This window comes from Petralouisia muris, from assembly GCF_004793545.1.
Taxonomy (GTDB): domain Bacteria; phylum Bacillota; class Clostridia; order Lachnospirales; family Lachnospiraceae; genus Petralouisia; species Petralouisia muris.
Genome location: NZ_SRYA01000003.1, coordinates 24,463 through 38,662, shown reverse-complemented (window position 1 = coordinate 38,662; position 14,200 = coordinate 24,463). Strand labels below are relative to the sequence as shown.

Sequence of the window (14,200 nt, the reverse complement as noted above, 5' to 3'; positions counted from 1 at the left end):
AAATATTATTAAAACGCTGATACGCTTTCAAAAACGATTTTACGTTGTCTTTATCACTTCTAAATGATATTTTTAAATACCTTGTTTTTAGTGACTTTTATAGTTATACAGATAGTACTGGGAATGAACAAGGCAGCCATGTTACATTTACAGATAAGAATGGTTTGAATTTATGTTTTCTTCCCGTAGCTAATATGCACAACGCTATAAAATTAAATATAAATAGTGTGCTTGATAAATTAAAACAACACATGAAAAAAACAGGGTTCTATACATTACAGAGACCAACACTTGAAAGTTTGCTTAATGAGATAAAAGAAAATCAGGATAAAATAGATGATTATAATAATGAATTACAGGAAATATTAAAAGGAAGAAGCTCTCCGCAAGATAGAGAAGAATACACAGGCGTGTTGGAACGCTGCAAAGGTTCATGTTTAGAGAGGATATATCGGATAGAACAAAGTATAATTGTAAATCACAAGGAGATGCTTCAAAAGAAAGATTTTTCACGTTTTCCTGTTTGGCAACAGTCACTTTTTGAAAAACTTTATAACGAGAATGAATACTATATAACTGAAAAGCTATGATAAAACATATATTAATGCTACATTGATTCTGAATATTATGATTGTACGACAAGAAAATGTATGCTACACTTCCTTTATGGGAAAACCATAGAGCCACGGCGGCTTTACCCCTCTTGCATTTTCGGAGGGTATAACAGCCCTCCAGACGAAAGAAAGGAGGGCGATACAATGTATGTTACATATGCTGATTTGATGGATACCAGATAAGGATAAATTTTTTATGATAAAGCCTTGAGTTTCCGCATTTTGCATTTTCAAGATGCCAAAAGGCTCTGCTGCTATTGCAGCAAGAGCATATTGCACAAGATTGCATCTGGAAAACTTGTTTTCCAAGTGCAATCTATATGCAATTTTCACCTGTCACTGAATGTGACAGGCGCTTTTGGCATCAAAATATAGGGTAAATAAAAAATACGGAAACTCAAGGATAAAGCATATTGAAAAAGATTTTTACATATGCTATAATGCCAATAGGCAAAAAGAGATTACAAGTCCATTTGGACGAAAGAACGAATCCCCAGACCGTGTTGCAGCACAGTTTGGGGATTCTTCTTGTCTTTTATACCAGCAAAGCACCCGGTAGGCTATTTGTTGCCTTTATGATTACCATCAAGCCATTTGACAATGAGGTGGCAAACCACACCGCCCACGACAGTAACGAAAAAAGAGATTACAACTTCCATTCAGACACCTCCTCCCTGTTGCGGGTTTTGGTGAGCAACACAAAAATTATAACATACTATTTGACGTTCTTCTATCTTTTTCATCAAAAAGAATTTAGATTGGGATTGTGGCTAGCAGAATCCGATGCTCGCTATTCCTATGGACATTGTTTAAGGGCAATTTTCTCGTGAAGTCAATATTCATTTTTACTATCCGAAATAACACTTATATCTTTCTTCGTTTTGCGTTATCTGCTTTTAACATAATTTTAAGTGTTATCCTTATCTGGTTTCATACTTAATTCAGATTGGAATACTCATTGTTGCCCTTGCTAATTTGATTTATCAGATTTACAAGGGAAAAAAGAAATAGCCGCCACTACTCACAATAGTGACGGCTTGCCTCTTATGAGGTAAAAATGCGGGCGCATTTGTGCTGTAATAGAAAGCATCGCTTTCAAAAGCCATTTTTGAGTCTGCATATTTATCGCCTTTCAAACGAAGCAATGGTTATCTATGCTCTTTTAGAGATTTGTTTTGTAGTTTTTGCTGGTGATGAATACATTATGGGAGAAAGTAGATTTATTCGGATTATAGGGTTGAGATTGGAAAAATAATTTAAAATACATATAATAAAGCAGAGCCTTATGGCTCTACTTTATTATATGTGAAACAGAAAACCACTTGCTAGGGGTAATGTAACAACATGCTCATGTGTAAATTATTTCTTCCTCTACAATTTCCATTGCACATGCTTTAAGATTGTTGATTCTTCCCGTCCATTATAAAGCGTTTTCTTCCTTTAGACGTCTGTTATGCCTTGTGTCTTTTTCATGTCCCCTATAAGCCTTTCAAAGCGTCCTGTGCTTGTTTGTCGATGCCAGCAAGGTAGGCGTTCAGTTTACCGCTTGTGAGAAGATTGGCGTATGTAACCTTTCGGTACTGCTACAGATAGTCCAGACGCCGCTGTCCTCATATGTCTATTGAATGTTCTTCTTCAGTGGATACAGTTAAGCATGGGATTATATAGTCACCTTGCCTTATATATTTACAGCCTAATTTTTCAAAAATTGTCTTTGGCATTTTATAATTCCTCCATATGATTTGAATTTGCCTACAATCCAATCATTCTGGCTGATTACAAAGTCCTTTGGTTTTAACTTTCTTATAGAACGCTGCTCTTCAGCGGCAGTTTTTATTGCTCTTTTCCTTAGGAACCGTTCAGAAATAACTTTTAATTTCTGAGCGGTGCTGTCGAAGAAAAAGCAAGCAATATTAAAAGCTATTTTTGAACCGCCCGCCCTTAGCAGTTCTCCAATTTCAGATAACCGCTCAGACCTGTCGTCAGCAGTTGAAATACTGTATCCTCAGTCTCCTGATTATCCGTGAGAACTCCCTCTACCACGTATTTGGCGTACATTACCGTGGAACTAAGTACATGGAGCCACAAAAGATCCTGATTCATCTGTCTCAGATTTGGAAATGCTTCCAGAAAATCGTGAACCATCCCCGCAAAGGAATTAAAATAAGACGCATCCCGGCACTTATCAAATCTCGGAAAAAAGGCGCTGTCCCGAAAACGGTGATAAAAAATAGTTTCATCCGGATGCTTCACCCAAAACTGAAAGTAAGGCTGCCACAGGTTCTTTATTGCCCCCAAGGGATCTGTAAGCATCATCTGGGGTTCAAACTTCAGATGATCGAAAATTGACGCAGCCCGTTTATCCACATATGTAAAGCACTCTATCAGCAGCTGATCTTTACTTTCAAAGTAACGGTACAACGCTCCGGGTGAAATTCCCGCCAGATTGCTGACGTTTTGGATGCGTGCCCCTTCCAGGCCATATTGCCGCACGACCTTCATCGTTGCAAAAATAATTCGAGTTCTGGTATCATCCAGAATGACCACGCTCCCTCCAAAAATAAATGGTTTGCCCAATTTACAGTTTCTTTTGAAATTATACACTTTAATACTGTTGTTGACAATACTTTTTTCAAAAGAAAGCCCTTGAATTTTTGGAAAAAGACTGACAGAAAAACAGGGTCAAAAATTTATGAAACAACTTCTTGCATTTTCAAATGATAGTGTTATAATAAATAGTATGGAAGCATAGCTCAGCCGGGATGAGCGTTCGCCTCACACGCGAGAGGTCATGGGTTCGAGCCCCATTGCTTCCATTTTTTATTTCCATTACATTTTGATGTCATTTCTACTGCACTATTCATTTTACATAAGCTGAATTGTCATCCTTCCACCGGCAGCTCCACCCGAAAGATGATCTGTTCCTTCTCACTCTCCGCAAATATTATTCCGCCGTGCCTTGTAACAATCTCTTTCGCAATGGCGAGCCCTAATCCGGCGCCTCCCGTATTGGAATTCCTTGCCTCATCCATTCGATAGAATTTATCAAAAAGCGATTCCAGCTTTTCTCTGGGAATTGTTTTCCCCTGATTCTGAAAAGTAATGATAATTGTCTTTGGCTGCCGTTTTTCATTCTCCCCTGTATCTCCCAGCTCAGTATGATTTACAGAGAAATCTTTTGCGGCCTTTACGCCTGCAGCTTCCGTATATATTTCTTCCACAAAAATGTCGATCTGAGTATTCCTGTAGCTATAGGCGACAGCATTTTTCAGAATATTGTTAAACACTCTTGCCAGCTTCACCGGATCTCCGTAAATGCTCACATTTTCATCGCTGTGAAGCACTGCACGGTTCCCTTTCTCTTCCAGAAGGGGATAGAATTCCTCCAGCATCTGCAGCAGCATATAATACAAATCAATTTCTTCTTTTTCCAATACGATTTCCTGTATATTATATCTGGTTATTTCAAAAAATTCATTGATCAGCTGTTCCAACCGATTCGCTTTTTCCAGTGTAATATGCACATACTTGGCCTTTTGCTCCATAGGCATGTCCGGCGCTTCTTCCAAAAGGCTTAAATAACCAATAACTGAGGTAAGAGGGGTTCGGATATCATGGGCCAGATACATCACAAGATTATTTTTCCGTTCTTCAGAAAGCCTGGATTCCAGCTCGCGCTTTTCCAAAGTCTGGCGCAGGGCGTTTAATTTCCGCTCCATCGGCGCCATTTCCGGGGTCAGATTAATCTCTTTATTGTCCCCCTGAATCAGCTTGTCCAGCGCAGCGTCTATCTCGTTAAAATATCGGACAAACCAGGACAAGGAAATCCGAAACAGCACCAGAAAGCAAACCGTCACCGCCCCGAAAATAAACAGCCAGGAATTCTCTCTCAGGCCATATTGATAAATATTCAGTGCATCCAACAATTCCAGTTCAAATGCATCCTGCAAAAACTGCACAATCCAGTCCCCTACTCTGCGGAACCAGAAACGTCTGTACAAGGTGGAAATAATTAAAAATGTCAATATCACAATGGCAAAGGTCTGCATAAATATCCGAAAAATCAATTTGGAATAAGCGGAATTTTTCTTTCTTTTTGTCCGGAACCTGCGAAAAGGAGTTTCGCTTTTTTTCCTGAAATCGAATTTGCCCAAATCTATTTTGCCCATATTCCCGGATTTTCCCCTTTCCTCCTGTTTGATGGATCAGTTTTCAATTTTATACCCCACTCCCCAGATTGTTTTGATGTACTTGGGATGCTCTACGGAATCCTTCATTTTCTCCCGCAGATGGCGGATATGCACTGTTATGGTATTATTGCTCTTACTGTAATATTCATCCTTCCATACGCCGTGAAATAATTCTTCGGAGCTAACCACTTCTCCCTTCCGCTCACAGAGAATTTTCAAAATGGAAAACTCCGTCGGGGTCAGCACCAGAGGCTTTTCATCCAACTGGCATTCATGGGTTTTTACATTCATCACAAGACCGCCGTGCACCAGGAGGGAACTGTCCTGGGCTTCCGGGACCGGGGAATTGTTATAGCGTTTATATCGGCGAAGCTGGGCTTTGACACGGGCCACCAGCTCCAAAGGCCGGAACGGCTTTGTCATATAGTCGTCAGCCCCCAGCATCAGGCCGCGGATTTTATCAATCTCCTCATCCTTTGCCGTCAGCATAATCACCGGGTAATTATGGCTTTCTCTGATCATTTTACATATCTCAAACCCGTTGACGCCCGGCAGCATAATATCCAGTATGGCAAGGTCAAATTCCCGCTGGGACACATTTTGCAGGGCTGTCTCCGCCGAATAGCAGGTCACCACCTCAAAGGTTTCGCTTTCCAGATAAAAAGCCACCAGATCGGCAATTTCTTTTTCATCATCTACTACCAGAATTCTGTCTTTCATATCATTACCCTTTCCTGAAGATCGAATATTGTCAAAACTATTATAGCAAAGACCCTGGGGAAATTCTTGTTTTATTTTCTTTAAAAGTATTAAAATTTCATTAATTCTGTCCCATGGCGTTCAGGTATTCTTCAGGATTTTCTTGCGCAAGCCGGCGTCGCTCTGGCGCAGAAAATGAAGGAGCTGTCGGAAAATAACAGATTTCCCACAATATATCTTGAGATTCTTTCGATGTCACAACCATATATTATGTAAAAATATCATTTCCCGACAGCCCCATTTTTCTATTCTTTTATCTCGTCAATGGCTTTTCCAATATCATTTCTCATGTATTTATTGTCAAATTCCGCCCATTCGGCAGCCTTATAGGCATTGGCCCGGGCCTCCTTCAAATCCTTTCCCTTGGCAGTGATTCCAAGGACGCGGCCTCCGTTTGTCACAATCTTCCCATCCTTTAAGGCTGTCCCGGCATGGAAGCAGTAATAGCCCTCTTCCTGATTAAACTTCTCCAGACCCTTGATTTCAAACCCTTTCTCATAGGATACAGGATAGCCGTCGGAAGCCAAAACCACGCAGACTGCTGCATTCTCTTCAAACTGCAGATCAATTTCTGACAGCCTTCCTTCCACACAGGCTTCCATCACCTCAATCATGTCGTTTTTCATTCTGGGCAGAACCACCTGAGCCTCCGGATCGCCGAAACGGGCATTGTATTCCAATACCTTCGGCCCTTCTTCTGTCAGCATCAGGCCGAAGAAAATAATTCCGGTAAAGGGACGTCCCTCAGCAGCCATAGCGTCCACAGTGGCCTGGTAAATATATTTTCGGCAGAATTCATCCACTTCCTTCGTATAGAACGGACTGGGGGAAAAGGTTCCCATTCCGCCTGTATTCAAACCCTGATCTCCGTCCTTGGCGCGTTTGTGATCCTGGGCGGAAGACATGATTTTGATGGTTTTTCCGTCTACAAAAGACAGCACGGACACTTCCCGGCCTGTCATAAATTCTTCCACCACCATATGGTTTCCGGCAGAGCCGAATTTCTTATCCTCCATAATTTCTTTCACGCCGGCTTTGGCTTCTTCCAGAGAATTGCAGATTAACACGCCTTTTCCCAGAGCCAAACCGTCTGCCTTTAAGACAATTGGCGTCTTTGCCGTTTCCAGATAGGCCAGAGCTTTCTTCGGATCGTCAAAGGTCTCATAACCGGCTGTGGGGATGTTGTATTTCTTCATTAAATCCTTGGAAAATGCTTTGCTGCCTTCCAGGATTGCGGCATTTTTCCTGGGTCCGAACACCTTCAGTCCCTCTGCCTCAAATACATCTACGATCCCGCCCACCAGAGGATCATCCATGCCGATAATGGTAAAATCGATCTGCCGCTCCTTGGCAAAAGCCGCCAGCTTATCAAATTCCATAGCGCCGATAGGCACACATTCCGCAATCTGCCCGATGCCTGCATTTCCCGGCGCGCAATATATTTTATCTACCTTCGGACTTTTTGCGGCGCTTGCTGCAATCGCATGCTCCCGTCCGCCGCTTCCTACAATTAATACTTTCATTCCAATCTCCTTCTTCCTGTTCCTATATATTATTAGGATAATTCTGCATCGAATCCAGACTATTCCACAGGAGCATCCTGAACCAGAACTTTGCCGCCTTCCACCTGGATTTTATCATTGGCAATCAAATCAATGGCCTGGGGCAGTATTTTCCATTCCGCCTGCTCCATCACCCGCCGCTGCAGGAGTTCTGGCGTATCATCCTGTTCCACCAGCACCGGCTGCTGCAGAATAATGGGACCGGTATCAGTTCCCTCGTCCACAAAATGCACGGTTGCGCCTGTTACCTTCACTCCCCGTTCCAATACGCCCTCATGCACCTTCAGTCCATAATAACCCTTGCCGCAAAAGGAAGGAATCAGCGAAGGATGAATATTGATAATCCGATTCCGATACTTCTTGATCATCATTTCCGGCAATACTACCAAAAAACCGGCAAGCACCACCAAATCCGCCTGGTAACTGTCCAGCTTCTCTAAAAACGCCTGATTAAAGCGTTCCCGATCGGCAAATTCTTTCGGAGAAATGCATACCCCTTCGATTCCATGGTTTCTGGCCCGCTCCAGGGCGTAAGCCCCCGGATTATTGCTGATCACTGCGGCAATGCCTGTATTGGTAATGATTCCGCGCTCAATGCCGTCTATAATTGCCTGCAGGTTTGTACCGCCGCCGGACACACAGATTACAATTTTCAGCATAAGGTAACCCCTTTCTCTCCATCTTCCACTCTGCCGATAACATAAGCCGTTTCTCCTGCTTCCTGGATTGCCTTTAGGGCCTTCTCTTTATCTTTGGGATCTACTGCCAGTACCATGCCGATTCCCATATTGTAAGTATTATACATCATTTTCTCTTCCACATGACCCTCCCTTGCCATCATTCCGAAGATGGGCGGAATGTCATAACTGTTTTTCTCAATCACCGCATGCTTCCCTTCCGGCAGCATTCTGGGCACATTTTCATAGAAGCCGCCTCCAGTAATATGGCTGCAGGCTTTGATGCGAATGCCTGCTTCTTTTACTGAACGAAGGGCTTTTACATAGATTTTAGTGGGTGCAAGCAGTGCTTCCCCAAGAGTTTTCCCCAGTTCTTCCTGATAAGTATTCAAGGTTTCCTGGTCCATTTTAAATATTTTCCTCACCAGGGAAAATCCATTGGAATGAACGCCAGAGCTTGCCATGCCAAGCAGCACATCCCCTGCCTTTAACTCTTTTCCGGTAATAATATCTTTTTCATCCACTACTCCTACTGCAAATCCGGCAAGATCGTATTCTTCTTCCGGATAAAAGCCAGGCATTTCCGCCGTCTCTCCTCCAATCAGGGCTGCGCCGCTTTGAATGCACCCTTCGGCCACACCGCTGACAATAGTAGCAATTTTTTCAGGATAATTCTTTCCGCATGCAATATAATCCAGGAAAAACAGGGGTTCTCCGCCTGCACACGCAATGTCATTGACACACATTGCCACACAGTCAATTCCTATTGTGTCATGCTTGTCCAGCAAAAACGCCAACTTCAGCTTCGTTCCCACTCCGTCTGTGCCGGATACCAGCGTGGGTTTTTCCATATCTTTGAACTTCTCCATGGAAAAGGCACCGGAAAATCCGCCTAATCCGGTCAGCACCTCCGACCGCATGGTCTGCTGCACATGCTTTTTCATCAGTTCCACAGACTTGTAGCCTGCCTCAATATCTACGCCTGAATTCTTATAATCCATTCTTTTTCCTCCTAATAATTCTGATATCCCACTTCCTGAAGATGGGCGTCCTTCGCTTCCACCTGCTCTTTTAATGTCCTGGAGTAATCTTTCAGCCTGCCAAGCAGCGCTTCATCCGAAGTCGCCAAAATCTTTGCCGCCAGAAGCCCTGCATTGGCCCCTCCGTTGATTGCCACTGTCGCCACCGGAATGCCGGAAGGCATCTGTACAATAGAATACAGGGAATCCCTGCCCCCTAACGATGTTGTGTGCATTGGAATCCCAATCACAGGCATTGGAAAAATTGCGGCGCACATCCCAGGCAGATGGGCTGCCATTCCTGCCCCTGCAATAATCACCTTAAATCCTCTTTCCTCTGCGGTTCTGGCGTATTCAAAAAACACATCCGGTTCCCTGTGGGCTGAGATAATCTTCATTTCATACTCAATTCCCAGCTCCTCCAAAATATCTGCTGCTTTCGCCATCACTGGCATATCTGAGTCACTGCCCATTACAATACCTACTTTTGCCATCATGTATCTCTCCTTTATCTAAATATATTTTTAATTCTGATATTTTGCAAACCCCTGTACAATCTCCTGCACACTGTTCAAAAGCTTCTTGGCTTCCTGTGCCTCCATCTGGTTCTGCTGGCTCCGTTCCTCTGCCTCAGAGGCGCTTGCAGAAACCTGCTGGCTGGTGGCCGACAACTGGCTGATACTTTCAATAATTTTATCATTGGAATGAACCAGATGATTAATCTTGGAATCAATATCTCCAATTCTCTGGGTCAAAGTCTCCACATTATCGCGGATTGCCATAAATCCTCCGGCAGTATTCTCTATCATTTCATTTTGCTTCTTGCTGGCTTCAATGGAAACCCCTACAATATCAACAGCATCCTGGGCGTTGGTATTCAGTTCTTTCACAATCCCGGCAATCTGTTCCGTAGATTTCCTGGTCTGCTCAGACAATTCCCGAATCTGCTCCGCAACCACTGCAAATCCCCGGCCTGCTTCTCCTGCTCTGGCGCTCTCTATGGATGCATTTAAGGCCAGTAGATTGGTCTGACTGGAAATCTCAAAAATAACCTCTGTAATCTGCTCTACCTCCTTTGCCTTATCCTGAAGCTGAGACATGGATTCTGCTACATGGGAGTTCGTTTCTCCAATGGTTTCTGCGCCGGCCCGCATCTGGTTCATCATATCCATGCTTTCTTCGGCCATACGGGCAGACGCCTCGGCTGCCTCCACCATAATCCTGGCGTTTTCTGCCGTCTCCTCAATGGCGTCTTTAATCTGGGAAGTCATCTGCGTCTGCTCCTGCACGCTTTCCGCCGTAATCTGAGTGCTGACAGAAATTTCCTGAATGGAATTATGTACCACCTGGGAAGAATTCCGCAGATTCTCCACAAGGCTGTCGGTATATCCCACTTCTGAGGTCACCGCCTCTGAAATACGGATAATATCCTCCATCATCATATTCTGCCTTGCCTGTTCATCCTTGATCGACCATATGGTATCATGGTCAAAATCTTTGGCCGCCCTTGCCGTAATATGGTAGGAAAGGGTTACCACAATACCAGTGCAGACACTGACTAACGTCAGATCATCTCCTATCAGGCTTCCGGTAACTGCCAGTGAAACGCCCCGCAGCACCATGAATAGCATAATTCCCCCAAATGCCCGCTTCTCCAGTTTCCTGTCATAATAGAGAATCAATGCAAACATAATCGGAAATATATAAGTACAGGCAAGAACGCTTTTTTCTGTCAGCATCATATAACCCCAGCCAATTAAAAAACTGCCAAGCATTACATATCTTAAAGCCTCTTTGGACTTGTCCTTCACATAGATTCCCCAGCTCACGAGCGTCCCCAAAAGCGTAATGGCAATTGGCACAATTGCCGCTTTCCCATAGGAAACATCTTTCGCTGTAAACTGCATCAGCAGAGCCAGGGTTAACGGTATATCCATAAATGACATCAGCAGAAGCACTGTCTGATTTGCCTTGGCGTCCCGAATCGGTTTCTCACTGTATTTCCGCACTGTCTGATTGACTTCCACTGCCGGTTCATTATTTTTTCTCTCCTCCATTTGGTATCCCTCCGTAGCATATTTTTCTCTTTTGATATTCTATCACACTTTTTCTCATAATGAAACAGCCACTTTTTTAAAATAAAACCTCTTTTCCTTTCCGGTCTACAGCCAATTCCTTATATACTCACATCATGTATATGACATTTTTTGAATTAATCTGGTATATGCTTTTCCGAAAAATAGCTACACTAAAAAAAACAAAGGAATGGGTGGAAGCTATGAAGAAAAAATTAAGCATTATATGTTCGGCCATAACAATTTTCGCTTTATTCTGCGGATGCCAGCAGAAAGAAAATACCAATGGCAGCAATGTAAAAATCTATTACGCCGCAATTGAAAGCGGAGACTATTATGAAGGATGGGCAAGCCAGCTGCAGGAACAAGCCGCATCCTATGGCTCCGCTTTTGAAACAGGCTACGCAGAAAATTCTGTTGAAGCGCAGAATTCACAGATTAAAAGCGCTGTCGCAGATGGGTATGACGTCCTTTTATGCGGCCTGGTTTCTCCTGACACCGTCACTGCAGTGAAAGCCGCCGCAGGCGGCACCCCAATTGTATTTATCAATAATGCGCCGGACAGCAGCCAATTAGAAAAAGATCGCTATATATATGTTGCATCCGATGAATTTATGGCAGGGCAATACCAGGCTGAATATATTCTGGAACAATTCCGGGACAGAGATGAAATCAACGTGGCGATATTAAAAGGGCCCAAAGGAGCGTCCGGCACCATCGGCCGGACAAACGGACTGAAACAGACTCTGAAAGCCAGCGGAAAGAAAATTAATTATGTATTTGAAGATTACGCAGGCTGGAGTTCAGATACTGCCCGGGAACTGACAAGTCTGTTTCTCAAAACAGGAAAACCTGTGGACTGTGTAGCGGCAAACAATGACGATATGGCTCTTGGAGGACTTGCCGCATTTGAGGAGGCAGGGGCAGACATTGATTCTGTTTTATTTCTGGGCGTAGACGCTTCCGCAGCCGGATGTCAGGCTATCATCGACAAAAAGATGGATTTCACGGTATACCAGCCTATGTCCGCCCAGATCAGCGCTGCTGTAGAAGCGGCAGAAATACTGGCTTCCGGCCAATCCATCAGTAATATAGAAGGCGCTTCCGAAGATGGAAAATACATCCTGATTCCTTTTGAAAAAGTAGACAGCCAAAATGTAACGCAATATCAGTAAATTTAATCGCCCAAAAGCACATACCCGGAGGAAATCCAAATGACAGAAAAAAGAAAATTTATTTCCATAAAAATAAAATTGTTAGGCATCCTTCTGCCTGTAATACTTGCTATTATCATTATCCTTATCGGCTTGTCCTACTATGTATCCAGAAACGTAATAAAGTCAGACGCCCATAAGCTTTTAAAGACGTCTGTAGAGAGCCAGGCCGCTGAAATTGAAGCATGGCTGAGCCAGAATCTGACTTCCATCAGCGTTGCAAAGCAAACGCTGGAAGAGATGGACTTTGACGATCAACAGCTGCAGCATTTTTTAGACGCCTATTATAACTTCGACAGCAACTATCCAGAAGGGCTGTGTGTTGCTGACTCCAAGGGTTTTCTCTTTAAATCAAAGCCGGCGCAAGATGCAGACATATCCACCGCCACGGCGGACCAGCCGGATTTGGCTGGCTCTGCCGGCATTCAGCAGACCGAGTGGTTTCAGGACGGACTGACCAGAGTAAACCTGGACTATACCAATGCATATGCAAATGAAGAGGGCAAACAGGTCATCAGCGCATGCGGCATGCTGAGGACGTCTTCAGAGAATATACGCATCCTTTCCGCCGATTTATCTTTAGATACAATCAGCGTATACGTCAGCAGCTTTGTAAAAATGGAAGACGCTGAATCATTATTAATTAATATGGAAGACGGCACAATCCTCGCTTCCCGTGATACGAAGCTGATTTCGCAAAAATTAAGCGAATCAGAAGATGCTTTTATGAAAAAGCTGGCAGATAAAATTTCACAAAATGAAACTGGCTTAATGGAACTGGACGGAAACATATCTGTCCTGGAAGAAGTTGCAGGAACAGATTGGCTCCTTGTGTCCTATGTCCCCGCCAGAACGGTATACAAAGATTTGGATCATCTTCGGAATATTACGGCGATTTTCGGCATCATTTCTGTATTTGTCCTGATGCTGCTGCTTGAAAGAATCGTACATATTGTAATCAGTCCGGTAAAACGCCTGACAACTGTCATATCCTCTATGACAGAAGGAGATTTTACCATCCACAGCAATGACGAAAACAGCGATGAAATCGGTATTATGAGCCGATGCGTCAACAAATTTATAGACACAATGCGCACCATGATTGCCTCAATTGACAATGTTTCCCATACCTTGCACCACCAGGCGGACAACAGCAACGAAATATCCAGCCAAATGTTCCATGCATCGAAAAAACAGAACCTGTCAATGAAAGAACTCAATATGACGGTAGAACAATTGTCTGTTTCTGTCAGCGAGGTTGCACAAAACGCTACAACCCTTGCAGCTCTTGTCGCGGAAACCAAAAATGACGGCGACGGCATGAATGGGAAAATGCAGGAAACTATCGTCATATCCCAAAAGGGTAAGGACATCATGCAGAACGTGGATGCTTCAATGCAAACAATCAACCAATCGGTACGCCAATTGCAGTATGCCATTGACAATGTAGGAAATGCATCAGAAGAAATTACAGACATTACAAAAGTAATTGGTGAAATTGCAACAGAAACAAACCTGCTGTCCTTAAACGCCTCCATCGAAGCGGCGCACGCAGGTGAAGCGGGTAAAGGCTTTGCCGTTGTGGCGACAGAGATCGGCAAACTGGCACAGACAAGCATGAACTCTGTCAACCACATAGATAATCTGGTCCTGGAAATAAAAAAACTGATTGGAGACGTCATCAACTTAGCAAAAAACAACGTCGACAATATCAATGCCAGCAGCGCATTAATTGGAAACGCAGTAAAAACTTATGACAACATTTTTGAAAATATTGTTACCGTTGGAGATTTAGCGCAGCAAATGATGCGCAAGGTAAATCAAGTGGAAAATGTTGCAAAGGATGTTGCCGCCATTTCAGAAGAACAGGCAGACAGCTCCCAGGCAATCCTTGCCTCTTCAGACGTTCTGGTAGAACAGACAGACAATTTAATGCTAAACAGTGAAACCGTGGCAAAAGAATCAAAAGAATTAACAACATCAGCCGAAGAACTGGAAACGCAAATAAAAACCTTTAAAGTATAATTTGAATCGCCATGCAAGACAGCACAGAAATGTCTATTGCCTGGGTCTACAGAGCAATACGGTTC

General features: G+C 43.5%; 10 protein-coding genes, 1 tRNA gene and 2 pseudogenes. 4 read left to right on the top strand and 9 right to left on the bottom strand.

Annotated features, from left to right (window positions below; genetic code table 11):
* Positions 1–44: 44 nt before the first annotated feature.
* On the top strand, positions 45–590 hold the full coding sequence (locus tag E5329_RS02085; RefSeq protein WP_135987927.1) for a hypothetical protein: 546 nt from the start codon (positions 45–47) through the stop codon (positions 588–590).
* Positions 591–1,962: 1,372 nt separating this feature from the next.
* Here the strand turns inward: E5329_RS02085 and E5329_RS02080 are convergent.
* Positions 1,963–2,335: pseudogene (locus tag E5329_RS02080) on the bottom strand (TnpV protein).
* A 220-nt stretch (positions 2,336–2,555) separates the two neighbouring features.
* Positions 2,556–3,191 carry a TetR/AcrR family transcriptional regulator gene (locus E5329_RS02075; protein WP_275442922.1) on the bottom strand — a complete coding sequence of 212 codons (636 nt, stop codon included), beginning with the start codon at positions 3,189–3,191 and terminating at the stop codon, positions 2,556–2,558.
* Positions 3,192–3,356: 165 nt separating this feature from the next.
* Here E5329_RS02075 and E5329_RS02070 point away from each other — a divergent pair.
* Positions 3,357–3,430: transfer RNA gene (locus tag E5329_RS02070), tRNA-Val, on the top strand.
* A gap of 66 nt (positions 3,431–3,496) precedes the next feature.
* On the opposite strand, the gene E5329_RS02065 is transcribed toward E5329_RS02070, so the two are convergent.
* The 7 genes from E5329_RS02065 to E5329_RS02035 form a co-directional block, all read right to left on the bottom strand.
* A complete protein-coding gene (locus tag E5329_RS02065; protein ID WP_135988029.1) occupies positions 3,497–4,663 on the bottom strand; it encodes a sensor histidine kinase in 1,167 nt (388 codons plus the stop codon).
* A gap of 156 nt (positions 4,664–4,819) precedes the next feature.
* Entirely contained in the window at positions 4,820–5,524 is a 705-nt protein-coding gene (gene vanR, locus E5329_RS02060) for a VanR-ABDEGLN family response regulator transcription factor (RefSeq protein ID WP_135987926.1), read from the bottom strand.
* A gap of 284 nt (positions 5,525–5,808) precedes the next feature.
* Positions 5,809–7,086 (bottom strand): phosphoribosylamine--glycine ligase, encoded by a 1,278-nt coding sequence (gene purD / locus E5329_RS02055; protein WP_135987925.1) that lies wholly within the window; start codon positions 7,084–7,086, stop codon positions 5,809–5,811.
* Between the two features lie 59 nt (positions 7,087–7,145).
* Positions 7,146–7,784: a phosphoribosylglycinamide formyltransferase gene (gene purN / locus E5329_RS02050; protein ID WP_135987924.1), complete on the bottom strand. Its 639-nt coding sequence runs from the start codon at positions 7,782–7,784 to the stop codon at positions 7,146–7,148.
* On the bottom strand, positions 7,778–8,803 hold the full coding sequence (gene purM / locus E5329_RS02045) for a phosphoribosylformylglycinamidine cyclo-ligase (RefSeq protein WP_135987923.1): 1,026 nt from the start codon (positions 8,801–8,803) through the stop codon (positions 7,778–7,780). Before purM ends, purN begins: the two co-directional genes overlap by 7 nt.
* Positions 8,804–8,814: 11 nt before the next feature.
* On the bottom strand, positions 8,815–9,315 hold the full coding sequence (gene purE, locus E5329_RS02040) for a 5-(carboxyamino)imidazole ribonucleotide mutase (RefSeq protein ID WP_135988028.1): 501 nt from the start codon (positions 9,313–9,315) through the stop codon (positions 8,815–8,817).
* A 30-nt stretch (positions 9,316–9,345) separates the two neighbouring features.
* Positions 9,346–10,878, bottom strand: a complete 1,533-nt coding sequence (locus E5329_RS02035; RefSeq protein WP_135987922.1) for a methyl-accepting chemotaxis protein — start codon at positions 10,876–10,878, stop codon at positions 9,346–9,348.
* 221 nt (positions 10,879–11,099) lie between these two features.
* Between E5329_RS02035 and E5329_RS02030 the strand changes: the two genes are divergently transcribed.
* Together E5329_RS02030 and E5329_RS02025 are read left to right on the top strand one after the other, a co-directional pair.
* Positions 11,100–12,071 carry a sugar ABC transporter substrate-binding protein gene (locus E5329_RS02030; RefSeq protein ID WP_135987921.1) on the top strand — a complete coding sequence of 324 codons (972 nt, stop codon included), beginning with the start codon at positions 11,100–11,102 and terminating at the stop codon, positions 12,069–12,071.
* A 39-nt stretch (positions 12,072–12,110) separates the two neighbouring features.
* Positions 12,111–13,964 (top strand): annotated as a pseudogene (locus E5329_RS02025) (methyl-accepting chemotaxis protein); the annotation flags it as partial.
* Positions 13,965–14,200: the final 236 nt, after the last annotated feature.

Bases quoted from the DNA above. Each gene is read 5' to 3' on its own strand.
- E5329_RS02065 (WP_135988029.1), bottom strand. From the start codon at position 4,663: ATGCAGACCTTTGCCATTGTGATATTGACATTTTTAATTATTTCCACC.
- purE (WP_135988028.1), bottom strand. From the start codon at position 9,315: ATGGCAAAAGTAGGTATTGTAATGGGCAGTGACTCAGATATGCCAGTG.
- E5329_RS02030 (WP_135987921.1), top strand. From the start codon at position 11,100: ATGAAGAAAAAATTAAGCATTATATGTTCGGCCATAACAATTTTCGCT.
- purN (WP_135987924.1), bottom strand. From the start codon at position 7,784: ATGCTGAAAATTGTAATCTGTGTGTCCGGCGGCGGTACAAACCTGCAG.
- vanR (WP_135987926.1), bottom strand. From the start codon at position 5,524: ATGAAAGACAGAATTCTGGTAGTAGATGATGAAAAAGAAATTGCCGAT.
- E5329_RS02035 (WP_135987922.1), bottom strand. From the start codon at position 10,878: ATGGAGGAGAGAAAAAATAATGAACCGGCAGTGGAAGTCAATCAGACA.
- purM (WP_135987923.1), bottom strand. From the start codon at position 8,803: ATGGATTATAAGAATTCAGGCGTAGATATTGAGGCAGGCTACAAGTCT.
- purD (WP_135987925.1), bottom strand. From the start codon at position 7,086: ATGAAAGTATTAATTGTAGGAAGCGGCGGACGGGAGCATGCGATTGCA.